26 protein-coding genes are annotated in these 25,239 nt (G+C 43.8%); 19 read left to right on the top strand and 7 right to left on the bottom strand.

Going from position 1 to position 25,239, the window contains the following annotated elements; all coding sequences use genetic code 11:
- The first annotated feature begins 32 nt into the window (after positions 1-32).
- From LPA49_RS18375 to LPA49_RS18365, 3 genes are all read left to right on the top strand, one after another.
- Positions 33-1,001 carry a YihY/virulence factor BrkB family protein gene (locus tag LPA49_RS18375; protein WP_230237427.1) on the top strand — a complete coding sequence of 323 codons (969 nt, stop codon included), beginning with the start codon at positions 33-35 and terminating at the stop codon, positions 999-1,001.
- An 82-nt stretch (positions 1,002-1,083) separates the two neighbouring features.
- A complete protein-coding gene (locus tag LPA49_RS18370) occupies positions 1,084-1,926 on the top strand; it encodes a pirin family protein (protein WP_230237425.1) in 843 nt (280 codons plus the stop codon).
- Positions 1,927-1,935: 9 nt separating this feature from the next.
- The gene (locus LPA49_RS18365) at positions 1,936-2,913 is read left to right on the top strand and encodes a glutathione S-transferase family protein (protein ID WP_230237423.1); all 978 of its coding nucleotides are present in this window, start codon (positions 1,936-1,938) and stop codon (positions 2,911-2,913) included.
- Between the two features lie 28 nt (positions 2,914-2,941).
- On the opposite strand, the gene LPA49_RS18360 is transcribed toward LPA49_RS18365, so the two are convergent.
- The 4 genes from LPA49_RS18360 to LPA49_RS18345 form a co-directional block, all read right to left on the bottom strand.
- On the bottom strand, positions 2,942-3,517 hold the full coding sequence (locus LPA49_RS18360) for an AAA family ATPase (RefSeq protein ID WP_074988821.1): 576 nt from the start codon (positions 3,515-3,517) through the stop codon (positions 2,942-2,944).
- Positions 3,518-3,609: 92 nt separating this feature from the next.
- Positions 3,610-3,867 carry a hypothetical protein gene (locus LPA49_RS18355; protein WP_036971221.1) on the bottom strand — a complete coding sequence of 86 codons (258 nt, stop codon included), beginning with the start codon at positions 3,865-3,867 and terminating at the stop codon, positions 3,610-3,612.
- The gene (locus tag LPA49_RS18350; protein ID WP_230237421.1) at positions 3,867-4,313 is read right to left on the bottom strand and encodes a hypothetical protein; all 447 of its coding nucleotides are present in this window, start codon (positions 4,311-4,313) and stop codon (positions 3,867-3,869) included. The genes LPA49_RS18355 and LPA49_RS18350 overlap by 1 nt, the downstream gene beginning before the upstream one ends.
- A 5-nt stretch (positions 4,314-4,318) precedes the next feature.
- The gene (locus LPA49_RS18345) at positions 4,319-4,657 is read right to left on the bottom strand and encodes a DUF883 domain-containing protein (RefSeq protein ID WP_074988822.1); all 339 of its coding nucleotides are present in this window, start codon (positions 4,655-4,657) and stop codon (positions 4,319-4,321) included.
- Positions 4,658-5,127: 470 nt separating this feature from the next.
- Here LPA49_RS18345 and mraZ point away from each other — a divergent pair, with 470 nt between their 5' ends.
- From mraZ to lpxC, 16 genes are all read left to right on the top strand, one after another.
- Positions 5,128-5,586, top strand: a complete 459-nt coding sequence (gene mraZ / locus LPA49_RS18340; protein WP_230237420.1) for a division/cell wall cluster transcriptional repressor MraZ — start codon at positions 5,128-5,130, stop codon at positions 5,584-5,586.
- Positions 5,587-5,615: 29 nt separating this feature from the next.
- The gene (rsmH, locus tag LPA49_RS18335; protein WP_036971210.1) at positions 5,616-6,551 is read left to right on the top strand and encodes a 16S rRNA (cytosine(1402)-N(4))-methyltransferase RsmH; all 936 of its coding nucleotides are present in this window, start codon (positions 5,616-5,618) and stop codon (positions 6,549-6,551) included.
- The gene (ftsL, locus tag LPA49_RS18330; protein ID WP_065978166.1) at positions 6,551-6,877 is read left to right on the top strand and encodes a cell division protein FtsL; all 327 of its coding nucleotides are present in this window, start codon (positions 6,551-6,553) and stop codon (positions 6,875-6,877) included. Before rsmH ends, ftsL begins: the two co-directional genes overlap by 1 nt.
- Positions 6,874-8,691, top strand: a complete 1,818-nt coding sequence (locus tag LPA49_RS18325; RefSeq protein WP_036971205.1) for a penicillin-binding transpeptidase domain-containing protein — start codon at positions 6,874-6,876, stop codon at positions 8,689-8,691. The genes ftsL and LPA49_RS18325 overlap by 4 nt, the downstream gene beginning before the upstream one ends.
- A complete protein-coding gene (gene murE, locus LPA49_RS18320) occupies positions 8,684-10,162 on the top strand; it encodes a UDP-N-acetylmuramoyl-L-alanyl-D-glutamate--2,6-diaminopimelate ligase (RefSeq protein ID WP_230237417.1) in 1,479 nt (492 codons plus the stop codon). Before LPA49_RS18325 ends, murE begins: the two co-directional genes overlap by 8 nt.
- On the top strand, positions 10,159-11,547 hold the full coding sequence (murF, locus tag LPA49_RS18315) for a UDP-N-acetylmuramoyl-tripeptide--D-alanyl-D-alanine ligase (RefSeq protein WP_065978164.1): 1,389 nt from the start codon (positions 10,159-10,161) through the stop codon (positions 11,545-11,547). The genes murE and murF overlap by 4 nt, the downstream gene beginning before the upstream one ends.
- Positions 11,541-12,623 (top strand): phospho-N-acetylmuramoyl-pentapeptide-transferase, encoded by a 1,083-nt coding sequence (gene mraY, locus LPA49_RS18310; protein ID WP_036971198.1) that lies wholly within the window; start codon positions 11,541-11,543, stop codon positions 12,621-12,623. Before murF ends, mraY begins: the two co-directional genes overlap by 7 nt.
- On the top strand, positions 12,624-13,949 hold the full coding sequence (gene murD / locus LPA49_RS18305; protein WP_036971197.1) for a UDP-N-acetylmuramoyl-L-alanine--D-glutamate ligase: 1,326 nt from the start codon (positions 12,624-12,626) through the stop codon (positions 13,947-13,949). It begins immediately after the preceding gene.
- The gene (ftsW, locus tag LPA49_RS18300) at positions 13,946-15,121 is read left to right on the top strand and encodes a cell division protein FtsW (protein ID WP_036971195.1); all 1,176 of its coding nucleotides are present in this window, start codon (positions 13,946-13,948) and stop codon (positions 15,119-15,121) included. The genes murD and ftsW overlap by 4 nt, the downstream gene beginning before the upstream one ends.
- A complete protein-coding gene (gene murG, locus LPA49_RS18295; protein ID WP_036971193.1) occupies positions 15,118-16,194 on the top strand; it encodes an undecaprenyldiphospho-muramoylpentapeptide beta-N-acetylglucosaminyltransferase in 1,077 nt (358 codons plus the stop codon). Before ftsW ends, murG begins: the two co-directional genes overlap by 4 nt.
- Positions 16,194-17,645, top strand: a complete 1,452-nt coding sequence (murC, locus tag LPA49_RS18290) for a UDP-N-acetylmuramate--L-alanine ligase (RefSeq protein ID WP_036971191.1) — start codon at positions 16,194-16,196, stop codon at positions 17,643-17,645. Before murG ends, murC begins: the two co-directional genes overlap by 1 nt.
- Complete coding sequence (locus tag LPA49_RS18285) at positions 17,642-18,562, top strand: D-alanine--D-alanine ligase (RefSeq protein ID WP_199524266.1); 921 nt, start codon at positions 17,642-17,644, stop codon at positions 18,560-18,562. Before murC ends, LPA49_RS18285 begins: the two co-directional genes overlap by 4 nt.
- Position 18,563: 1 nt before the next feature.
- Positions 18,564-19,343, top strand: coding sequence for a cell division protein FtsQ/DivIB (locus LPA49_RS18280; protein WP_065978161.1), 780 nt, complete (start codon positions 18,564-18,566; stop codon positions 19,341-19,343).
- Positions 19,340-20,572, top strand: a complete 1,233-nt coding sequence (gene ftsA, locus LPA49_RS18275) for a cell division protein FtsA (RefSeq protein WP_036971185.1) — start codon at positions 19,340-19,342, stop codon at positions 20,570-20,572. The genes LPA49_RS18280 and ftsA overlap by 4 nt, the downstream gene beginning before the upstream one ends.
- A 21-nt stretch (positions 20,573-20,593) precedes the next feature.
- Positions 20,594-21,844, top strand: a complete 1,251-nt coding sequence (gene ftsZ / locus LPA49_RS18270; protein ID WP_036971183.1) for a cell division protein FtsZ — start codon at positions 20,594-20,596, stop codon at positions 21,842-21,844.
- 101 nt (positions 21,845-21,945) lie between these two features.
- Positions 21,946-22,857 (top strand): UDP-3-O-acyl-N-acetylglucosamine deacetylase, encoded by a 912-nt coding sequence (gene lpxC / locus LPA49_RS18265; protein WP_036971181.1) that lies wholly within the window; start codon positions 21,946-21,948, stop codon positions 22,855-22,857.
- 114 nt (positions 22,858-22,971) lie between these two features.
- On the opposite strand, the gene yjjG is transcribed toward lpxC, so the two are convergent.
- From yjjG to LPA49_RS18250, 3 genes are read right to left on the bottom strand one after another with little or no spacing between them, the layout of a single operon-like run.
- Positions 22,972-23,646 (bottom strand): pyrimidine 5'-nucleotidase, encoded by a 675-nt coding sequence (gene yjjG, locus LPA49_RS18260; RefSeq protein WP_230237416.1) that lies wholly within the window; start codon positions 23,644-23,646, stop codon positions 22,972-22,974.
- 12 nt (positions 23,647-23,658) lie between these two features.
- The gene (gene yjjX, locus LPA49_RS18255) at positions 23,659-24,198 is read right to left on the bottom strand and encodes an inosine/xanthosine triphosphatase (protein WP_230237414.1); all 540 of its coding nucleotides are present in this window, start codon (positions 24,196-24,198) and stop codon (positions 23,659-23,661) included.
- Positions 24,199-24,247: 49 nt separating this feature from the next.
- On the bottom strand, positions 24,248-25,147 hold the full coding sequence (locus LPA49_RS18250; protein ID WP_036971173.1) for a phosphoribulokinase: 900 nt from the start codon (positions 25,145-25,147) through the stop codon (positions 24,248-24,250).
- Between the last annotated feature and the right edge of the window lie 92 nt (positions 25,148-25,239).

Genomic DNA, 25,239 nt, shown 5'->3' with positions numbered 1-25,239 from the left:
CACCTTAAGCTAAGTAGAAAGTGAGGAAGAATATGTCTCAGGGCAATCGCGGTTTTCAGGCTCGCTCGCCGCTGGAAATCCCATTACGAGGTTGGTGGGATATAAGCAAACGGGTATATCATAATTTATCACAAGATAATTTATCGTTTGTTGCGGCAGGTGTCGCATTTTATGCACTGCTAGCAATCTTTCCTGCACTGGCTGCCATTGTGTCTATTTATGCCTATTTTGCTTCACCAACGGACATTCATGAGCAGTTATCTAAAGTGATTGCAATTTTACCTGCCAGTAGTCGCGATATTATTTTACTGCAAGTGAGTGAAGTGACGCAGCAATCGCAAAAAGTCTTGAGTATGAGTGCTATAGGCACTTTATTGTTAACAGTCTGGAGTAGCAGTAAGGGCTGCCAAGCGCTGATCACGGCCTGTAATATTACATACCATCAGCATAACAAACGGCAATTTTTTGTGGCGTTACTGGTCCGTTTTTTATTTTCGTTGGGCGCCATAATCGTCGCTCTCGTGGCGTTATTAATTATTGGTATTTTACCTATTGTGCTTAATCTGGTTGGCCTAACAGAGTTAATAGATTTAATGATCACGCTGATAACTTGGCCGTTGTTGGCAATCATTTTTAACGGTGCATTGGCATTTTTATACCGCTACGCACCTCATCGAAACCCTGCTAAGTGGCGTTGGATCACACCGGGTTCAATGCTCGCGACTGTATTGTGGATCGTGGCATCGGTTGGTTTTTCATTTTATGTCTCGCAATTTGCACGTTATAACGAAACCTATGGCTCTTTAGGGGGCGTGGTTATTATGCTGATGTGGCTTTATATCAGTGCTTATATCATTATTTTTGGGGCGGCAATTAATGCCAGTGCTGAACAGCAAACGGTCATTGATAGTACAGTCGGCCCCGAAAAAGAAGTCGGAGAGCGCGGAGCAACCGTAGCAGATACATTGATGACACAACAGACTAAACATTCTTCTGAATAGAACGATTGGCGCTAATTTTACGCATGGTTGTTAGTTAAATTGGCGTCTACAATCATTTCATATAATTTACGGGAGTAACGTTATGAAAGTGATTCAACAATTAAATAGCCATGCCACTCAAGATGGTGATGGTGTCAATATTAGCCGTATCCCAGGCTTTGATGGAAAATACTTAGATCCATTTTTAATGATCGATGAGCTTAAGTCTGACGATCACAGTGATTTTATGGGGGGCTTTCCTGCACACCCTCATCGTGGCATTGAAACCTTCACTTATATTATTAAAGGAGGGTTTGAGCACCAAGATCAAATGGGTAACAAAAAAGCGATTCGTGCAGGTGATGTGCAATGGATGAGTACTGGCTTTGGTGTGATCCACAGTGAAATGCCGTTAGCAGATGCAAAAGAAGGCATGCATGGATTCCAAATCTGGTTAAATATGCCAAGTGCAGAAAAGCTCAGAGCACCGCGTTACCAAGATACAACAGAAGCCCCCGCACCGGTGACTCGTAATGATCAAGGGGTTGAGTTAAAAGCGCTTGCAGGTAGTTGGCAGTTTGCCAGTGAAGAGCAGGTTTCAAGCTTACAAGATTTAGCCGCTAATGGCATGTTAGCTGATGTGACTTTGCCTGCCGGCACTGAATTTAAACACGCGCCTCTTAAGCAAACTAAAGTCATGTTGTATATACACACGGGAGAAATTAACACTGAACAGGGAGGGCCTGTTAAAGCGGGGAGCTTGTTAATTTTAGAGCCTGGCAGTGACATTGAATTTAATTCGCAAACGGAGGCGGGTGTCTTGGTGCTTGCGGGCGAGCCACTAAAGCAGCCGATTGCTCATATGGGACCTTTTGTTATGACGACGCAAGCAGAGTTACATCAGGCTGTAAGAGATTATCAACAAGGTAAATTTGGCACACTCTAGGAGGTTATCGTGGGATTACTTGTAAACGGCCAGTGGCAAGATAAATGGTACGACACAGACAACAACCAAGGTGAATTTAAGCGTGAATCAGCGCAGTTGCGTAACTGGGTAACGGCTGATGGTAGCAAAGGGGCAAGTGGCGATGGGGGATTCAAGGCTGAGAAAGGTCGGTATCACTTGTATGTTTCATTAGCGTGTCCCTGGGCTCATCGCACGCTGATTTTTCGCCATTTAAAAGGCCTTGAAGACTACATTAGTGTCTCGGTTGTGAGTCCTGACATGCTAGAGAATGGGTGGACATTCGATAAAGATAATCACAGCACAGGGGATGCTTTATTTGATAGCGATTACATGCATCAAATTTATACGCGTAACAAAGCTGATTATTCTGGCAGAGTGACGGTACCTGTACTTTGGGATAAACAGACCCAGCGCATTGTCAGTAATGAGTCTGCAGAGATTATTCGGATGTTTAATAGTGCATTCAATGAACTTACTAACAATGAACGCGATTTTTACCCTGCAGCGCTACGTACTGAAATTGATGAAATAAACGAGTTTGTTTATCACAATATCAATAACGGTGTGTACCGTGCAGGCTTTGCAACAACGCAAGAAGCGTACACCGAAGCGTTTGATGATTTGTTTGCCGCTCTTGATAAAATTGAACAGCGTTTGACTCATAATCGCTACTTAGTGGGCGACACTCTCACAGAGGCTGATTGGCGTTTATTCACGACCTTAATTCGCTTTGACAGTGTTTATGTGGGTCATTTTAAATGTAATTTACGCACCATCGAAAGTTACCCTGCAATTAGTCATTATTTACGCGAGTTATACCAAATTGAAAAGGTGAGTGAGACGGTCGATTTTTACCACATAAAACGTCACTATTACTTCAGCCATACGATGATAAATCCGACGCAAGTAGTGCCAAAAGGACCCGATATAGACTATGGCCGAGCGCACAATCGTGGCCAATTATAGTACACAGAGTAGCAGCTCATGTGAGCTGCTACTGATACCCTTTCATTACGTCGCGAATAGTGTCGATACCAAACATGACTTTTTGAATAAACGACTCAGCGCTTTTTACGAGGTTAAAATGCGGGTGCTGTGACCATACTGCTTGTAATTTATCATCTAGCAAAATTGCTTGCTGGTCAGACTCGTTACGAACAGGGTTGTTACTGTGGATACTTTGCCCTGACTTGGCCGCGGTTTCAAAAAAAATCACAGCATCATATTGATTAAGTTCAGTGTGAAGATCGGTCCCTAAGCATTGAAAAAACTCCGCCTGATCACCTGGCCAATATGCGAGACCATCTAAGCTACCACGATCGCACAGCATTAAACGATCAGGGTGCATAGTACGTTGAATATGTTCAAGGTGTTTCTGTAAGCTGAAGATAGCTTGCTGGTGAGCTTTTACAAGGTGAGGGGCATTACCCCGTTCTATTCCGCCGCCAAATAACATGGTTGCCGATTCAGGCACTACCACAATTTGTTTCGAGAACTCGCGTCGTAATAAGTCGATTGCTGTTGTTTTACCGCCACCGGGGCCACCGGTTAATACAATCCGTTTTTTCAATTAGGTTATCCTGTTAACACGCAAAACTTATTTACACGGTAAAGAAAAGACTAACAAATGAGAAGTAAAAAGCGTATTTTTTGTGATAAAGATCACAACAGTCGTAACAGCCAGCTAAACTGACTGAGTTGTTTGAGTTTTCCATGCTGATGATCATCATTTTTTAAAGCCCCATAACCTACACCCGCCGAAAAGGCACTCGCAAGCCCGACTTTAGTAACGGCGAATCGCTTTAAGCGATAATTAAATGCTTGGTGATGTTGGCGTTTCAATTCATCGAGTAAATCCATTTGCTGGCTTAAGTTATTAACCTTTTTCTGCGGTTTTTTTATGAAGTAATCAATAAACATCATTCTTCCTTATTGAGGTTTAGTAACTGTCGAATACTTGTCATGGTTTTATCAAAGCCAATTTTGCTACTGATATAACCAATATTTTTCCACAGCCAAATTAAGCAAAGTATTTGCATGGCAAACAGCGACACCGCTGACAGCCAAATTGATTCACTTAGGCTAAATATAGCAAGACCGATGGATGCTAATAGTCCAGCCCAAAGTAACACCAATCCCCCAGCAAAACAGACGATCAATATTATGGTGAGTGCCAGTGAACGCATTGACAAACGCCATTCAGCTGCAGCTAAATCTTTGCAGATCCCCATTTGTTGACGGTAATCAACGTAAAGCTGTTTAGTGTAGTCAGTGAGTTTGGCAAGATGATCTTGCCACTGATCAGCATGGAGTTGCTGATCAGTGGTTTCTTGCGTTTTCTCATCAGTAGGGTGAGAGTTCGGCATAATCGTTACTTATTACGACGGATTAGTGCGCTCACTAGCATACCTGCTGCAAATGCAATACCCGCTGTCGCTAATGGGTTTTCAGATGCTAGCTGACGTGTTTTGCCGCTGTATTCATTTATTTTTTCACGCGCAACCGCTTGTTTTTCAGACAATGTTTTTGCCGAATTAGTAGCTCCCTCTCGAACACTGTGTTCAGCGCTTGCTGCACGTGATGATAAAGCATCAACGGCATGATGCGCTGCTTCGGTTGCTTTTTCAGTAAATGGCGCCTCTACTTGAGCCGCTTTCGTATCTGCACTGCTTGTGGTGCTTGAATTCGATTTGTTTGTTGCGGTAGTCATAATCATTCCTTAAAAATTGCCATTAAATTGGTAAGTACACCGTCGCAACCTTCGTACCAACAAATAATATTATTTAATATCAGGTTGTTATGAAATTAATGGCTCATATAAGTCGGTATTACCCGTAACTATTGCAGGGTTATTGCGTAAAAATTACCGAATTCGATTTTATTCTACTAATTTGTAATTATTCATTGGTCATTCATTAGCCATTTTTACCCAATAGCTTGCCAAGAAAACCGCAAAAAAGATTTTTTTCTTTGTTTCCCACTTTTTCCCACGTAATTCAGTAGCTTTGCTTGAAGCCTTATTTTTTCTGGCTTTACAAGCAAGTTATGATGATCTGCTTACTTGACAAAATAGCTTGTCAAGCCCTAAACTGGAGCACTGTGGTAAAAAGTGGTTTTTAGTGGATCAAATTGGATCAGTAATAATCGTTAACGATTTACAACCTAATTTTAAGGCAAGCTATGTTTCGGGGTGCGAGCTCTCTGAGTTTGGATGATAAAGGACGCTTTGCGGTACCGACTAAGTACCGAGATGCGATCTTGTCTGAAGATCAGGGCACCGTTATTTGCACCGTAGCACTTAATGAGCCTTGTTTGTGGTTATATCCGTTGGCTGAGTGGCTTGAAATTGAAGCGCGGTTATTAAAAATTTCTAATATGAATCCACGTGCACGCCGAATGCAACGCATGTTGCTTGGTAACGCTACAGAGTATCAACTCGATAAAAATGGCCGAATTTTGCTTGCACCGTCTTTACGTGCACATGCTGAACTTGGAAAAAAAATCATGTTGGTTGGCTTGATGAATAAGTTTGAGATTTGGGATGAAGATCGTTGGCATGAACAAATGCGCCAAGATACTGAGATAGAACGCCTAGGCGATCTTGAGGCGAATCCCGAATTCGATAATTTCTCACTCTAACCACAAATAAAAAAGGCAAAAAATAGCTAATGACAGCGCAATTTGAACATGTCTCTGTACTGATGGAAGAAACCATAAATGCTTTGGACATAAAGCCCGAAGGTATTTACATGGATGGCACATTTGGTCGCGGTGGACACTCAGGACAAATTTTAGCGCGTCTAAATGATCACGGTCGCTTACAAGCAATCGACCAAGATCCGCAAGCTATTAAAGCTGCCGAAAAATTTGCTGATGATGCCCGTTTTTCAATTGCCCATACCCGTTTTTCTAATTTAAAAACGGTGGCGGAAGACAATGACTTAATTGGTAAAGTCGATGGCATTTTATTAGACATTGGTGTGTCATCACCTCAACTAGACGATGCAGAACGCGGTTTTAGTTTCATGAAAGATGGCCCGCTTGATATGCGCATGGACCCAACCAGCGGTCGCAGTGCTGCACAGTGGTTAGCCGAAGCGGAACTTGAAGACATTACCCATGTGATCAAAACCTTTGGTGAAGAAAAATTTGGTCGTCGTATTGCTCATAAAATTATTGAAACTCGCGAGCACACACCGATTACGAGTACCAAACAATTGGCTGATTTAGTTGATCAAGCCGTGCCAGTAAAAGATAAACATAAGCACCCTGCAACACGCACCTTTCAGGCGATTCGAATTTATATCAACAGTGAGCTCGAAGAAATTCAAACGGCGCTTCAAGCTGCTGTTGAAGTATTAAAGCCGGGTGGACGGCTGGTGGTTATTTCGTTCCACTCACTCGAAGATCGTATTGTTAAGCAGTTTATTAAGAAACAGAGTAAGGGAGAGGCGATACCCAGAGGTCTGCCTTTAACAGATGCACAAATAAATAAAAACCTGACGTTAAAAGCAGTGGGTAAAGCCATTAAGCCGAGCAAGGAAGAAATTGAATTAAATCCTCGTTCGCGCAGCTCGGTGCTAAGGGTTGCACAGAGGTTGTAATGAAAGCAAAAGCGACACATCGCCAACCAAATTTATTTGTAGAGATTTTCAAAGGCCTAGGAGCTAATAAGCTGACCTTGGCCTTGTTGGTTGTGATTCTCGCATCGAGCTTGAGTGTCGTGCAGGTAACTCACTTAGCTCGTCAACAGTTAATAGAACAAGATAAGTTATTGCAAGAGCGTGATGAACTAGACCTTGAATGGCGCTACTTGTTGGTAGAAGAAGAGTTTTATTCACAGCATGCACGTATCGAAGAAGTTGCAACCATGCAATTAGAAATGAAACGGCCAACCAGCCAAGACGAAAAGGTGGTAATACTGCAATGATAAGCAGAAGGAAAAAGCCAACTAATACCTTGATCACATGGCGCTTTATGCTGGTGTGCTCGGTTGTATTTTTAGTCTTTATGACGCTGGTAGCGCGTGCCGCATTTTTGCAAGTAATTGAACCAGACAAAGCGCGTTCAGAAAGTGATAAACGCACAGTACGTGTTGAAAAGCAACATGTACAACGCGGTATGATCTTTGATCGCAATGGCAAAGAGCTGGCGGTAAGTGTGCCTGTGGTTAGTGTGTATGCAGACCCCAAAGCCTTGCATAAATCGTTGGTCAGCAAAGTGCTTCGCCAAGCGCGTAAAAATGGTGAAGATCAAAATGCACTGGCAGAGAACACCGCAGAATTAAATAGACGCATTGCCGCTTATTACAGCAATGATATTCGTTGGCGTGAGCTGGCGGATGTACTGCGTATTGAGCCAACTAAAATCAATGCGCGCCTGCGCGATAATCCGAAACGCCGATTTGTATATTTAAAGCGTCAGGTAACGCCTGCGGTTGCTAATTATATTGGTGATTTACGTTTGCCTGGTATTCATTTACTCGACGAATCAAAACGTTATTATCCTGCTGGCGAAGTGACAGCGCACGTGATTGGTTTTACGAATATCGACGGTCATGGAATCGAAGGAATCGAAAAACTATACGAACAACAACTAACCGGTGTTGAAGGCCAGCGTACTATTCGTAAAGATGCCCAAGGCCGCGAAGTTGAAGTACTTGATGAGCGTGAGCGTGTAGAACCAGAGAATATCCATTTAAGTATTGATCAACGTATTCAAGCCATTGCTTATAAAGCGGTGAAGTCAGCCGTATTATCTTACAAAGCAACATCGGGCTCGGCTATGGTCGTAGATGTAAAAACCGGTGAAGTACTGGCAATGGTTAATAGCCCTTCATTCAACCCGAATAATTTATCAGACGCAGCACCACACAAACGCCGTAACCGTGCCATTACCGATTTGTTTGAACCGGGTTCGACTGTTAAGCCACTAGCCATTTTGGCTGGTTTAGACTACGGCTCAATCCAACCGGATGAAATTATTGATACTTACCCAGGCTGGATGCGCGTTGGCGGGAGCTTAGTACAAGACACGCGTAATCACGGCGAAATGAGCTTAAGAGAAATCTTAAAGTACTCAAGTAATATGGGTGTGACGAAGGTCAGCCAAACCGTACCGAAAGACTATTTTGTGGGCCTTTATGAAAAAGTTGGCTTTGGCAGTGACAGCGGCACCGGAATGGTCGGTGAAAGTAGTGGCTTATTTTATCCACACCGTCGTTGGTCTGATCACGAAATTGCCGCTTTATCGTTTGGTTATAACTTAGCGGTAAGCACGGCACAAATGGCGCGTTTTTATGCCATGTTAGGGTCGGGTGGCGTTATGCGTCCTTTGACTGTGCTGAAGCAAGATTCAATTCCTGAAGGCGAGCGTGTTTTTCAACAAAAGGATGTTGAAGCCGTTGTTCACATGATGGAAAGTGTATTTGAAAAAGGCGGTACGGCACAAAAAGTTCACGTAGATGGCTACCGTGCAGCGGGTAAAACAGGGACCTCTAAAAAGGCCGCTGTGGGTGGTTATGGTGACGAATATGTCGGTTATTTTGCAGGTATAGCGCCAGCCAGCAATCCTCGTTTAGCTGTTGTGGTAATGATAAATGAACCGGGTGGAGATGTTTATTATGGCGGAGCGACGGCAGGTCCTGCATTTGCAGAGATTGTCTCCAATGCCTTAAGAATTTTAAACGTCGCACCGGACAAAGATGCGGTTGCGTACGTGGAAGGCAAAGATAACGATGCGTGATTTAAAACCCATTCTTAATCATATTGACGTGGAGGCTAATTCTTTATTAGTCAATCAACTGCGTCTAGATAGTCGCGATGTTCATCCCGGTGATGTATTTGTGGCAATTAAAGGCCATCAGCTTGATGGCGGCCAGTTTATAAAGAAAGCCATTGAAAATGGTGCGGTTGCTGTGATTGCTGATCGCTTATGTGAGTTTGAAAGTCATTTCGAACCACTTTACTTAGTGTCTGACTTAGCTAAAAAGCTGCCAGCACTCGCTGCTGCATTCTACCAACAGCCCTCTGCTGAGTTAGATTTAGTGGGCGTAACAGGCACCAATGGCAAATCAACAACGACGGCAATGATCGCGCATTTAGCGCAGCAATGCCATAAATCTGCAGCGGTTATTGGTACGCTGGGTTATGGTCACCCTGAACAGCTAACACCCTTAGCCAATACCACTCCATCAAGTGTTGATTTACAACGTATTTTATCTGAACTACGTGATCAACACATGAATGTGGTTGCAATGGAAGTTTCATCGCATGGTCTGGTGCAACAGCGCGTTGATCATTGTCAGTTTAAAGCCGCCGTTTTTACCAATTTGTCGCGTGATCACTTAGATTATCATGGCACAATGGATGCGTATGGCGATGCCAAATTGATGTTGCTGCGTGATCATAATCCAGAAACTGTTGTGCTTAATCAAGACGATGCACAAGTCGAACAGTGGTTAGAAAAGTACGACTTCAATAACCTAATTTGTTATGGCCATAAAAATTTAGCACCGAAAGGCGCACGCTATGTTTATTTTAGCGATGTCGTTTATAGCAACACCGGTATTTCGGCAACGTTCGAAACAAGCTGGGGTCACGCTGAGGTGCAATCTGCATTATTTGGTGAATTTAACCTCTATAACCTTGCAGCAGCAATGGCCACGCTATTAGGTATGGGTTACCCGCTTTCACAGTTAGTAGACGCATGTAAATCATTGCAACCGGTTGCTGGGCGCATGCAAGCGTTTAGCGCACCGGGTCAACCAACTTGTATTGTTGACTATGCACATACACCAGATGCACTTGCACTGGCATTGCAGGCTTTACAAAAGCATGTCCCCGGGGGCGTGAGCTGTGTGTTTGGCTGTGGCGGTGACCGCGATAAAGGCAAGCGTCCAATGATGGCAAAAGCGGCTGAAGGTAATGCTGATCGTATTATCGTCACCAGCGATAACCCACGCAGTGAAGACCCAAATGCAATTATTGCTGACGTGGTCGCAGGACTTGAGTACCCAGAGCGCGCGCACTGCGAAGCAGACCGTGCTCGTGCAATTAGTTATGCAATAGAGCAAGCAAATGCCGATGATGTGATTCTTATTGCAGGCAAAGGCCATGAAGACTATCAAATTATTGGCGATCAGCGTATCGACTTCTGCGACCGCCAATATGTACAACAACAACTAAAAGAAAAATCGCAAGGGGCGCAGTTATGATCCCGATGGATTTTGATTGGCTAGCACAAGTTCTAGCAACCGATTACCACGGTGGTAATCACAAAGTGAAAAATATAAATACCGACACACGCACACTGTGCGAGGGTGAAGTATTTTTAGCATTACAAGGGCCTAATTTTGATGGCCATAAATTTGTAGCGCAAGCAAAAGAAAAAGGGGCGATTGCAGCCATTGTTGCGCGCCCTGTTAACGTTGATATTGTGCAATTTGTTGTCGCAGATACTCGCATTGCACTGGGTCATATTGGGGCGGCGGTGATGGCAGAAGTCTCACCAAAAACCATCGCAATAACAGGCAGTGTTGGTAAAACGACCGTAAAAGAAATGTGTGCAGCAATTCTGTCAGGCCACGGTGAAGTGCTCTCGACTAAAGGCAACTTTAATAACGATATTGGTGTGCCGCTAACATTGTTGCGCCTTGAGCCTCAGCATGAATATGCCGTGATTGAATTGGGTGCTAATCATATTGGTGAGATTGCTTACACTGTTGCCATGACAAAACCAGATGTGGCTGTTGTGTGTAATGTTGCCGCGTCGCACTTAGAAGGTTTTGGCTCGTTACAAGGTGTAGCGACAGCGAAGGGTGAAATTTACGATGGCTTAAAACCGGATGGGGTTGCCATTGTTAATTGTGATAGCGACTTTGCTGATTATTGGTTAGATAAACTGACTCACCGAACAGTAAAGCGTTTTTCTACTACACAACAGTTAGATTATTGGGCTGAAGATGTAGTGCTTGATGAACAAGCGCGCGCTTCATTTATGCTGTGTACAACAGAGCACAAAGTCCCTGTAACGCTTGCTTTGCCTGGTAAGCACAATATTGCTAATGCGCTTATCGCTACCGCGTTAACCACTGAATTAGGTGTGAGTTTAGACAGTATTGCAACTGCGCTTGCATCCATGGGCGAAGTAAAGGGACGTGTTAACGTACTGAAAGTATCAGATAAGCTAACGGTAATTGATGATACTTACAACGCAAATGTGCAGTCAGTTAAAGCAGCCATTGATTTATTGAGCGATATGCCCGGACGCCGTATTTTCGCCTTGGGTGATATGGGCGAACTTGGTGAAGAAGCACGTTTTTATCACCAACAAGTGGGTGAGTATGCTCAGCAAAAGGGCATTGATGAACTTTACAGCCTTGGCGTATTGAGTAAGTCGGCCAGTGATGTTTTTGAAAAGCCAAATCGTCATTTCTCAAGCCGTGAGCAATTATTACAACAATTACAAAGTGTGCTCGCTGAATCTCAGCAAAAGACCACCATTGTAGTGAAAGGATCGCGAAGTTCTCGTATGGAACTTGTGGTAGCAGATTTAGTTAACAGCCAGCAAGATGGCAACAATGGGGTAACGTCATGTTAGTGTGGTTGGCAGAGTATTTAACACAGTATTACAGCGGCTTTAATGTGTTTTCATACCTGACGCTGCGAGCGATTTTAGGTATTTTAACCGCCTTACTTATTTCACTTTATTATGGCCCTAAGCTTATTCGCGGTTTACAAAAAATGCAGATTGGTCAAGTGGTTCGCCATGATGGTCCGGAATCTCATCTGTCTAAAAAAGGCACGCCTACTATGGGCGGAATTTTGATTCTTGGTGCGATTTTTACCAGTACGCTGTTGTGGGCTGATTTATCAAATAAATATGTGTGGGCAACGTTATTTGTTGTGGGATCATTAGGCGTAGTGGGCTTTATTGATGACTATCGCAAAGTAATTCGTAAAGACCCCAAAGGTCTCATCGCTAAGTGGAAGTACTTTTGGCAGTCAGTGATCGCCTTAGTTGTGGCAAGCGCACTTTATTTTACTGCGCAGCAAGGCACTGAAACATCGTTAGTAGTGCCGTTTTTTAAAGATGTACTGCCACAACTTGGCTTGTTTTATATCGTCATGACTTACTTTGTTATTGTCGGCACATCTAACGCGGTAAACCTAACGGATGGGCTTGACGGTTTAGCAATTGTTCCGACTATTTTAGTCGCGTCGGCTCTGGCCATTATTGCTTATTTAACGGGTAACGTGAATTTCTCTAGCTACTTACATATTCCTCATTTACCGCTGGCAAGCGAACTGGTTGTAGTGTGCACCGCGATTGTGGGGGCAGGGCTTGGTTTCTTATGGTTTAACACATACCCAGCACAAGTATTTATGGGCGATGTGGGCTCGCTTGCGCTTGGCGGCGCACTGGGCATTATTGCGGTATTAGTTCGCCAAGAATTAGTGCTCATTATTATGGGCGGTGTGTTTGTGATGGAAGCTTTATCGGTAATTTTACAAGTCGGTTCATATAAGTTACGTGGGCAGCGCATTTTTAGAATGGCGCCTATTCATCACCATTATGAGTTAAAGGGATGGCCAGAACCACGTGTGATTGTGCGCTTTTGGATTATTTCGATTGTGCTCGTGCTTGCGGGCCTTGCGACATTGAAGATCAGGTAAATGACAGTAATTAACGAGATTAAAAATAAACACATAACAGTGCTCGGACTCGGTGTAACCGGTCTGGGCATTGTGCGTTTTTTATTGTCTCAGAATATTCAGCCAAAGGTTGTGGATAGCCGAGAGCAGCCGCCAGGTGCTGATTGGCTAGCTGAGCATGCGAGTGAGCTGGTTACCCACTTTGGTGATTTAGATAATGCAGCGCTTAGCAATACCGACATCATTATTATCAGCCCTGGGCTTAGTTTAACAACGCCAGCAGTCGCAAAAGCAATGGCTGCGGGGGTAGAAGTGATTGGCGATGTTGAGCTCTTCGCGCGCTTAACAGATAAGCCTATTGTGGCAGTGACGGGGTCAAACGGAAAATCAACTGTGGTGACGCTGGCATTTGAGGTACTCAAAGCTGCGGGTTATAAAGTGGGCCTTGGCGGCAATATAGGCACGGCTGTACTTGATTTATTAGCGCATGACTACGATGTTTTTGTGCTTGAGTTATCCAGTTTTCAGCTTGATACCACCCAGAGCTTAAAAGCACACAGTGCGTGTGTACTCAATGTCAGTGAAGATCATTTAGATCGCTACCCAAGCTATCAAGCTTATATCGACTCGAAGCAACGTATCTATAATGGCGCAGCGCTTTGTGTTGTGAATGCAATTGATGCGGCAACACACACTGCAAAGCAGCCGCAGTTAAGCTTTGCACTTCGTAATGCCGATTACTCGTTAGTTGATCAACAGGGTGAACAATATTTTGCAGCACAAGGTAAGCCTCTGTTACCTGTAAGCAGCTTAAATGTTGTGGGCTCGCATAATCAACAAAATGCATTGGCAGTGATGGCGTTATTAAGCCCATTTGAAATCACAGCCGAGCACTATCAGCAAGCATTTAGTGCCTTTACTGGACTTGCGCACCGGTGTCAGTTTGTCGCTGAAATTAGTGGTGTAAAGTATTTTAATGACTCAAAAGCAACGAATGTTGGCGCGACTATCGCCGCAATTGAAAGCCTAGCTGATCAAGCTAAGCAATTAGTTGTCATTGCCGGTGGCGATGCGAAGGGGGCTGATTTAGATGCCCTAAAACCGTATTTGAACGACAAAGTAAAAGCCTTGGTCTGCTTTGGTAAAGATGCAAAAGCATTAGTGGCGCTTTCAGATAAAGGCCACCTTACTAGCAACATGCATGAAGCAGTGCTACTTGCAAAACAGCTGAGTGATCAGGGCGATATCGTATTGCTTGCCCCCGCTTGTGCCAGCATAGATATGTATAACAACTATATGCAGCGTGGGGATGACTTTACCCAGTGCGTATTGGCGGAGGCAGTATGATTGCATTTGCTGATATTCGTGACGCGCTTACACCTAAACAATCTGCACAACTTTATGATGTGCCGTTGATGTATTGCATGTTGATGTTGATTGGGGTTGGCTTTGTGATGGTGACCAGTGCATCGATGCCCACCGCTGAGCGTTTATTTGATAATCCTTATCACATCATTATTCGCCATAGCATGTTCTTAATTATGGGCTTTTTCTTATTCTGGATAGCCACCAATGTCCCAATGGATTGGTGGAAACGCAGTAACCCTTATTTACTCTTGCTGGGCTTAGCTTTACTGGTACTGGTATTGATAGTTGGTCGTGAGGTCAATGGTGCAAAGCGCTGGATACCAGTAGGACCCATTGGTTTTCAGGTAGCAGAAGCCGCTAAGCTGTATTTTTTTAGTTATATTGCTGGCTATTTAGTGCGTAAGCGCGCAGAAGTACAAGAAAACCTGAAAGGCTTCTTTAAGCCGTTAGCCGTGTTTGGTGTGTATGCTTTATTGATATTGATGCAGCCTGACTTAGGCACCGTAGTGGTTCTGTTTGTTACGACGGTGGGCTTGCTCTTTCTAGCGGGTGCAAAACTATGGCAATTCTTTGGTCTTATATTAACGGGGATTGCTGCGGTAGTCGTGCTGATTATTGCTGAACCTTACCGTATGGCACGTGTTACAGGCTTTCTTGAACCTTGGGAAGACCCGTTCGGAAAAGGTTACCAATTAGTACAGTCGCTAATGGCATACAGTCAAGGTGGCTGGTTTGGCCAAGGCTTAGGTAATAGTGTGCAAAAGCTACAGTACCTTCCCGAAGCACACAATGACTTTATCTTCGCTGTTATAGGTGAAGAGCTAGGGTTTTTTGGGGTGTTAAGTATTTTAGTGGTGCTTGCAATATTTGTTTTTAGAGCCTTGCTTATTGGTCAAAAAGCGTTGAAGTGCGGTAAAGAGTATGAAGGTTATTTTGCCTTTGCGATTGGTATTTGGTTTGCTTTTCAAACTATGGTAAATGTCGGCGCAAGTGCGGGGATCTTACCGACCAAAGGCTTAACCTTGCCGTTTATTTCGTACGGTGGTTCTAGTTTATTAATTATGACCATCGCAACAGGTGTACTTTTGCGAATTGATTTTGAAACCAAAATGGCGACAAAGCAAGCTACCTCACGCGGAGGCAAACGATGAGTAAAAAATTACTTGTAGTTGCCGGTGGCACCGGTGGGCATATTTTCCCTGGCATTGCGGTTGCAGATTTTTTAAAGCAGCAAGGTTGGCAGGTAAGCTGGATTGGAACACCCGATAGAATGGAAGCCAATGTTGTGCCCAAACACAATATTGAAATTGACTTTATTAACGTAAAAGGTGTGCGCGGTAATGGTATAAAGCGCTTGATTAAAGCCCCTTTTATGGTGATAAATGCCATTTTGCAGGCGCGTAAAATTTTAAAAGCGCAAAAGCCTGATGTCGTACTCGCCATGGGCGGCTATGTGACAGGCCCAACAGGAATTGCCGCAAAAAGCTTAGGGATCCCTCTGGTTATTCATGAACAGAATGCAGTGGCAGGTATGAGTAACCGTTGGTTAGCAAAGTGTGCGAATAAGGTTTTGGCTGCTTTTCCTTCGGCTTTTGCTAAAGGGCAGTGTGAAATCGTTGGTAACCCAGTGCGCGCTAGTGTTGCGACGGTAACGGCTAAGCAAACGCAAACGCCGATTAATGTGCTAGTGGTTGGTGGTTCGCTGGGGGCGCAAGTATTGAATCAGACTTTACCGGCTGTATTCAGTGAGCTTTCAGCGCAAACAACGCTTAATATATGGCACCAAACGGGCAAAAATAATGAACCTAATGTCACCGCGAGCTATCAACAGTTAGGGTTAGCTGATTTTAGCAAAGTGACTGAATTTATTGATGATATGGATAGCGCTTATCAATGGGCCGATTTGGTAATTTGCCGTGCTGGTGCATTGACAGTAAGTGAAATCGCTGCGGCGGGTCGAATGGCTCTATTTGTGCCGTTTCCACATGCAGTGGATGACCATCAAACGGCTAATGCAGGGTATTTAGTCGCCGCGCAAGCCGCTTTGCTGATGCCGCAAAGTGAGTTTACAAAAGATGCGGTTGTGAATGTGTTATCACCTTACTTAAACGCACCAGAAAAAATTTCAACTATGGCAAGTAAAGCGAAACAGCTTGCCATTTTAGATGCCACAGCCAATGTTGCGAAGTGCTGTGAGCAGCTAGCAAATAGAAGAGATAAGTAGTGAAAGAAAGCACGATGAAAGAAAACAGCACTCGTCCTGCGATGCGTCGAATTGACACCATCCACTTTATTGGTATTGGTGGCGCAGGGATGGGGGGCATTGCCGAAGTACTTGCTTTTGAAGGCTACCGTATTACCGGCTCAGATATCGCACACAGTGCCATGACAGAACGCTTGATTCATGTCGGCGCAGAAGTGTTTATCGGGCATGATGAAAATAATGTCAAAGATGCCAGCGTGGTCGTGGTATCAAGTGCGATTAACGATCAAAATCCAGAAATTAAAGCAGCAAAAGCGGCGCGTATTCCGATTGTTCGCCGCGCAGAGATGCTTGCAGAATTAATGCGCTTTCGTCATGGCATTGCCGTGGCAGGAACACATGGTAAAACCACGACAACAAGTTTAATTGCGAGCATTTATGCACAAGCAGGGCTTGATCCCACTTTTATTATTGGCGGCCTGCTAAACAGTGCGGGTAGTAATGCGAAGGTTGGTAAAAGTGATTTTTTAATTGCCGAAGCCGATGAGAGTGATGCGTCGTTTTTACACTTACAGCCGATGGTGTCGGTGATCACAAATATCGAAGAAGATCATATGGATACCTATGGTGGCAGTTTTGAGAAAATGAAAGACACCTATGTCGACTTTATTCATAACTTGCCATTTTACGGTTTAGCGGTTGTTTGCATAGATTCTGAGGTGGCTGCAGAGCTTATTCCTCGTTTTGGTCGTCCAGTGATCACCTACGGTGAATCGGCCGATGCTGATTACCGCATGGTTGATTTTAGCCAGACAGCCAATACCTGTTCATTCAATGTAGTGAATAAACACGGTGAAAGCTTAGCTGTTAGCTTGAATATGCCAGGCAAGCACAATGCATTAAATGCAACCGCTGCGATTGCGGTGGCAAAAGATCAAAATATTGCAAATAATGCAATTTTAGAAGCGCTGGTAAAATTTGAAGGTGTAGGCCGTCGTTTTCAACATTACGGCACATTTGAAAATGAACGCGGTAATGTGATGTTAGTCGATGATTATGGGCATCACCCATCAGAAGTGGCCGCAACCATTGCTGCTGTACGTGAAGGCTGGCCAGATAAACGGTTAGTCATGGTGTACCAACCGCATCGTTATAGCCGTACTCGAGATTTATACGAAGATTTCGTTAAAGTACTTGCCGATGTCGATCAGTTATTACTGCTTGATGTTTATGCTGCAGGTGAAGAGCCCATAGTCGGTGCCGACAGTAAGAGTTTATGTCGTAGTTTACGCCAACGCGGCAAAGAGCCATTGCATGTAGCAAGCAGTGCAGAGCTTGCGGGTGTGCTTGCTGATGTAATGCAAGATAATGATTTAGTTTTAACGCAAGGCGCTGGTAACATAGGCCAATTAGTGAAAAAGTTAGCAGCAAGCAACTTGTCTATTGAACAACTTAAGCAGGTAAATGTATGAGCCAGACAAGCGACAAATTTGGCAAAGTAGCAGTTCTTTTTGGCGGTACATCAGCTGAACGAGAAGTCTCGCTTAAATCAGGCCAAGCCGTATTGAACGCATTGCAGAGTGTTGGCGTTGATGCCATCGCATTTGATCCTAAAGAACAGCCTCTTTGGCAATTAAAAGAGCGCAATATTGAACGAGTATTTATCGCACTTCATGGCCGAGGCGGTGAAGATGGTACGATTCAAGGTGCGCTTGAATTTATGGGACTTCCTTATACCGGCAGTGATGTATTGGGCTCTGCATTGGCTATGGATAAAGTGCGTTGTAAGCATTTATTTAAAGCAATGGGTTTAAGCACAGCACCTTACACCGTTGTTGATAGCCGCCATGAGTTTGATAGCCAAGCAATCATAAATGAATTTGGTAAGGTGATGGTTAAGCCATCGCACGAAGGGTCAAGCATTGGTATGGCTGAAGCGCATACGGCTGAGCAGTTAGATGCCGCTTTAAATGCGGCCTTTAAATTTGACAGCCAAGTACTCGTAGAGCAATGGATTACGGGGCGTGAATTTACCGTCGCTGTTTTAGGTCAAGATGTTCAGCCTGTTATTGAAATGACAACACCGAATGGTTTTTACGACTATCAGGCTAAGTATCAATCAAATACCACGCAGTACCATTGCCCTGCAGATTTATCTCAGCAAGAAACAGAATTATTGCAAGATATGGCTCTTAAAGCCTTTGATTTAGTTGGCGCGAGTGGCTGGGGGCGTGTTGATGCAATGCGTGATGAACAGGGGAATTTTTACTTATTAGAAGTGAATACAGTCCCAGGCATGACCGAAAAGTCGTTGGTGCCAATGGCGGCTAAAGCCAATGGTGCAAGTTTTGAACAATTAGTTGTTCGCATTCTGGAGCAAACACTTTAATATGCATCCTTTTTTGAAGAAAGCGCAACAGTTAAAACAGCAACTTAATTGGTCGCTGATTTTTGGTGTGAGCTTTTTTCTGGTGGTCATTTTTTCTTTAGTAAAGATTACCACAGGGGTGTCTGATTGGTTGGTTGAAAACAAAGATGCGCAAATTAAGCATTTATCAGTGCTTGGACAGCCTCAATACACTGATGAAAAAGCAATTATTAGTGCGATAAAAAAAGCCGACTTATCGAGTTTTTTTGAATTGGATGTCAAACATGTGCAACGCTTGGTACAAAGTCTGCCATGGGTCGCAACGGCATCGGTAAGAAAACAGTGGCCAGACACCTTACAAGTGTATGTGGTTGAGCACCAAGCGGTAGCCCATTGGAACAGTGATTTACTCTTGAATCAATCAGGGGAAGTGTTCCAAGCAAGTAGTGATAAATTACCTGATACGCTACCGCAGCTATATGGCCCTGAAGGCAGTGAAATAGAAGCTTGGACGGCTTTTCGTCAGTTTCAAGCAATGCTAAGGGTGAATGATTTAGAGCTGACAAGTTTAGCGCTCTCTGAGCGTTTTTCGTGGCAGTTATGGCTTGATAACGGCATACGCCTGAATTTAGGTCGCAAAGAAAAAGCGAAGCGTGTACAACGTTTTATTGACGTTTATCCGCGCATGGAACAACGTGCAGATGCACAAATTGATGTTGTTGATTTACGGTACGATACCGGTCTTGCAGTGAGCTGGAAGCCACTTCAAGAAGAACAATTAGAAAATAAGAGTAAGGCATGACTAAGTCAGCAGAAAGAAACCTAGTGATTGGATTAGACGTTGGCACCTCAAAAGTAGTGGCCACCGTTGGTGAAATCACCGCAGATAATAAGCTCAGTATTGTGGGGGTAGGCAGCCAGGTATCGCATGGTATGGATAAAGGCGGCGTAAACGACCTTAACCTTGTTTCTGAATCGATTCGTCGTGCTATTGACGAAGCAGAACTGATGGCCGATTGCCGCATTAGTTCAGTGTACTTAGGTATTTCTGGTAAGCATATTCAGTGTCAGAATGAAAGCGGTGTGGTTGCTATTAACAACACCGAGGTGACAGATGAAGACATTGAAAATGTGATTCATATTGCGCGTTCAGTGCCAATTTCGGCAGAGCGCAAAATGCTGCATGCATTACCGCAAGAATACAGCATTGATATGCAAGAAGGCATTAAAAACCCATTGGGTATGAGTGGCGTGAGAATGGAAGCGCGAGCCCACATTATTACTTGCTCAAACGACATGGCAAAAAATATTGAAAAATGTGTAGAGCGATGTGGTCTTGAAGTGGACCAACTTATCTTTACTGCATTAGCGTCATGTTATTCCGTACTGACGGATGATGAAAAAGAGTTAGGGGTAGCGGTGCTGGATATTGGTGGCGGTACAATGGATATCACCATTTATATTAATGGTGCGCTTCGTCACTCAGCCGTTATTCCTGTTGCAGGTAATCAAGTAACGGGTGATATTGCAAAAATATTCAGAACACCTATATCACATGCAGAGTCACTCAAAGTACAATATGCCTGTGCAAGCAGCCAAATGGCGAGCAACGAAGACACGATTGAAGTGCCAAGTGTGGGTGGGCGACCTGCGCGTATTATGTCTCGTCATACCTTATCTGAGGTTGTTGAGCCGCGTTTTAGAGAATTATTTGAGCTGGCTATGGAAGAAATACGCCGCTCAGGTTTAGAAGACCAAATTGCTGCGGGTCTCGTCATCACTGGCGGAACAGCAAAAATGACAGGGGCAATGGAAGTGGCAGAAGACATTTTCCAAATGCCAGTCAGAATTGGCAAACCAATCGGGATTGTTGGTTTGACAGATTATGTGGATGATCCTTCGTACGCGACCGCGGTTGGTTTGTTACAATACGGCCGTACTATGCAATCGATGAATGCACAAAAATCGAAAGCTGAAGGTGATAATAATTGGTGGAACCGTATTACGAAGTGGTTCCAAGGTGAGTTTTAAAGCTCAAGTCGGAGAGTAAAGATGTTTGATATGATGGAACAGCACAGCGAAGAAGCTGTCATTAAAGTAATTGGTGTGGGCGGCGGCGGCGGTAACGCTGTTGAACACATGGTAAAACAACAAATTGAAGGTGTACGTTTTATTGCGGCAAATACGGATGCACAAGCATTACGTAATTCATCTGCCGATGTAACCGTGCAACTAGGTACACAGATCACCTCTGGTTTAGGTGCGGGTGCAAACCCTGAAGTAGGCCGTAATTCAGCAGAAGAAGACGCTGAAACTATCCGTGCTAGCCTTGAAGGCGCTGATATGGTCTTTATCGCAGCCGGTATGGGTGGCGGTACAGGTACAGGGGCTGCGCCTGTGGTTGCAAAAATTGCAAAAGAGTTAGGGATCTTAACGGTTGCAGTGGTTACTCGTCCGTTTGATTTTGAAGGTAAAAAGCGTGCTGCAGCGGCTGAACAAGGCATTAATGAATTGTCAGAAATTGTAGACTCTCTTATTACAATTCCGAACAATAAATTGCTTAAAGTTTTAGGCAAAGGGACTACACTATTAGATGCCTTCGCAAAAGCAAATGACGTGTTATTTGGTGCTGTTCAAGGCATTGCAGAATTAATCACACGCTCAGGTCTAATCAACGTGGATTTCGCCGACGTACGTACTGTAATGTCAGCGATGGGAACTGCGATGATGGGCACAGCGTCAGCATCTGGCCCAGACCGTGCACAAGAAGCAGCAGAAGCCGCTATTTCAAGTCCATTACTTGAAGATGTTGATTTAACAGGTGCTAAAGGTATTCTTGTTAATATCACTGCGGGCATGGATATTGCGATTGAAGAATTTGAAATTGTGGGTAACCACGTTAAAGCATTAGCGTCTGAAAACGCAACCGTGGTTGTTGGTGCGGTAATTGACCCAGAAATGAGCGACGAGTTACGTGTAACTGTTGTTGCAACAGGTTTAGGGGGCGATCGTCGTCCACAGTTTGGCATCGTTGATAATGGCTTTAAGAAAGCATCAGGCTCTGATGTACAAAGCTCAATGAACCAAACGACTAGCAGCATGTATGTACCAAGCTTTGCAAGTCAAGGCAGCAGTGATGATGTGAGCATGTCAGCTACATCTGAAAAGCAAGAGCCTGTAAAGCAAAGCACAACAAGCAGCTCTGTCTCGTCAAAGACAGCTGAGAGCAATAAAAAGTCTGATAAATCAGAGGGTGGCGATTATTTTGACATCCCCGCTTTCTTAAGAAAGCAAGCTGACTAAGACTTTTTACTGATATTTGTTCGATAAATAAACAAATTTGGCAGCTGGATGTATTTATGATACAATCCGCCGTCTAACTGTAACTATAAGTGAGCGAACCTATGATTAAACAGCGTACGATTGCAGAAGTAGTCAAAGCCATAGGAATTGGACTTCATAAAGGTGAGAAGGTCACTATTACTCTCCGACCTGCGAGCGCAAATACTGGGATAGTATTTCGTCGTGTGGACCTTGATCCGGTTGTTGATTTTGAAACAACACCTGAAGCCGTTGGTGATACGCAATTGTGTACCTGTTTAACAAACAAAGATGGCGTTCGCTTATCAACGACTGAGCACCTAATTGCTGCGGTAGCGGCAATGGGTATTGATAATCTAATTGTTGAATTAGACAGCTCAGAAGTGCCTATTATGGATGGTAGTGCATTACCATTCATTTACTTGTTACAAAAAGGCGGCATTAAAGAAGTAAATGCAGCTAAGCGCTTTATTCGTATTAAAGAAAAAGTACGTATTGAAGAAGGTGATAAATGGGCTGAGATCGAACCATACGATGGTTTTCACATCGATTTCGAGATCGCATTTGATCATCCTGCTATCAATGAAAGTCGCCAACGTATTGGTTTAGATATTACGGCACAAAGCTTCACTGAAGAAATCAGCCGTGCGCGTACTTTTGGCTTTATGAAAGACATTGAATATATGCATGCAAACAACCTAGCCTTAGGTGGTAGCATGGATAACGCAGTTGTTTTGGATGAATTTAAAGTATTGAATCCAAACGGCTTACGTTACAGCGATGAGTTTGTTAAACACAAAATCTTAGACTGTGTGGGCGACATGTTTATGACGGGCCATAACATTCTAGGTAAAATCACGGCTTATAAGTCAGGCCATGATTTAAACAATAAGTTACTTCGTAAAATTATGGCGACTGAGTCAGCATGGGAATGGGCAACATTCGATACGCCAGTGACGATGCCAGCACCAGGCCTAGAAGTAGCAACAGCTTAATCGCACGCATATTACAGTTATAAAAAATGACGCTTTAAAGCGTCATTTTTTTTGCTTTACGATAAGCATAACTTGTATTACCAATCCGCAAAAATACTTAATCATTTTGAGTTGCTATAAACCAAGAATAGCTTCCAGTTCATATAACTGATTTATTTGGTAGGTGGGTGTAATCCCTTCAGGTAACTCAACGCCAGGGTGCTGAAGCCAGCAGGTATCAATGCCAACATTATGGCCACCGAGAATGTCACTGGCTGCGGTGTCACCCACCATTAAAATCTGTTCTTTCGGTGGATTATCCATTAACTGAAAAGTGTGTTGAAAAATCTCGGGTGCGGGTTTGGCTTTACCCACTAGCTCAGAAATCACCAGCCAATCAAACATGTCTTGCAGTCCTGTATGCTTTAGGCGCTTTTGCTGAAGTTTGGCAAAACCATTGGTAATGATACCTAATCTTGCGTGAGGCTTTAGCTTATTGAGTAGCTCAACGGCACCGGGCAATGGCACACAAATAGATGCCATCGCTTCTAAAAAGGCATCATTAAGCGTTTGAGCGGGCACATTGAGTTTGTTTGCCCATTCGGTAAAACGGGTTATCTGTAGCTCATTGGCAGTAATTTCATGCTTTTGATAGGCAACCCATAGTGGTTTATTGGTTAATTGATATTCATGATAATCTGTCTCTGTAAAGTCTACGCCGTAATTGGCGAACATTACTTTAAGACCTGCAAATGCGTTAAAACTAAACAGGGTTTCATCGGCATCAAATAAAACATGTGTATACTTCATGATATTCCAAGTTTATTGGTTATAAAGTGTAGGGTGTAAAAACGGTGCCATAGCCAATGTAAGCGCTTGTATATAGGTGCTTTCGCGTGTTGCAATGTGATTGGTTAATAAGCCAATTGCACCACCTTGCTGTTTGATATTCACGGTATTGAAGGCTTCATCCATCACATCGCCCAACTCTTTACCCGCAAGTAATGCCTTGAAGAAAGGAGGGGGTAAAGGTAAGTTGCTGCTGCGGCCGACACTGAATTGTTCGCTATTGGTAATAACGACGAATGCAAACGTTGCTGCGCCGTAACTAAATTGCTCTGCGCCACCTTCCATTGCTGTGTAGAAATCGGCTTCGTAATGCGCTTGGCAGTATTTTACGCGATTTTCTGCCCCTATGCGGGTTTCATCTTCACCTAAAGGTTGGTCGGGGACGCCAGACGGTGCGTGAACACCTTGGCACTGAATGGTGTGCTCAGGAAAGTAAAGGCTAAAAATATGTTTAGCAGCATTCACTTTTACAGGATTTTTAGATCCCACTATTACATTTAATGTCGTTTTCAAGCTGACTACTCCATCATTCCAGGCTGAGTCAGCAGTGTACCCGAGTCATTTAAATCGGCAAGTCAACGGGGGCTAAATTTTCAAGGGCACGTTTTTTTAGAATAATATCTTTAATGAGTGGTGTTAGTACCAGCTCCATGGCTAAGCCCATTTTTCCTCCAGGCACCACTAGCGTATTGATACGTGACATAAAGCTGCCTTCTATCATGCGTAAGTAATAGGGGAAGTCCACATCTTCAATACCTCTAAAGCGAATAACCACAAAGCTTTCATCAAGCGAGGGAATATCTTTTGCACTAAATGGGTTTGAAGTGTCTACAGTCGGTACGCGCTGGAAATTGATGTGAGTACGAGAAAACTGAGGGGTGATTTGGTTTATATAGTCATCCATACTACGAATAATAGACCCCATTACCGCTTCACGCGTGTGACCTCGCTCTGAGGTGTCGCGGATTAGTTTTTGGATCCACTCAAGATTGATAATTGGCACCATACCAATCAATAAATCAACATGCTTTGCAACATCGTGATCTTGGTCTACTGCACCGCCGTGTAAGCCTTCATAAAAGAGTATATCTGTATTCGATTCTAAGTCTTGCCAGGGTGTAAAAGTCCCCGGTAGCTGATTATAAGGAACGGCTTCATCAAAGGTATGTAAGTAACGTCTGATTTTACCTTGGCCTGTTTCGCCGTATTGATAAAACAGTTGCTCAAGCGCACCAAAGTCATTCGCTTCACGGCCAAAATAACTGATATGTTTGCCTTCTTGCTGTGCTTCTCGCACTTTTTTATCCATTTCTGGTCGTGTATAACGATGAAAGCTATCGCCTTCAATAAAGGCCGCATCTATATTTAAGCTTCTAAAAATATGCTTAATGGCATTGGTGGTGGTGGTGGTGCCAGCGCCAGATGAGCCGGTAATTGCGATGATAGGGTGTTTAGCTGACATAGTTGTTCTCGTTATTTGTTAAGCCGTGCAGTGTTACTTTTACCAATCAGAAAAACTGATAAAAAACGAACACGTCCTAGTTATAAAGGTCG

The organism is Pseudoalteromonas sp. MB41 (genome assembly GCF_020966275.1).
Classification (GTDB): Bacteria; Pseudomonadota; Gammaproteobacteria; order Enterobacterales; family Alteromonadaceae; genus Pseudoalteromonas; species Pseudoalteromonas lipolytica.
The sequence above is the reverse complement of the archived record's forward strand: the minus strand, read 5'-3'. Positions and strand labels throughout refer to the sequence as shown.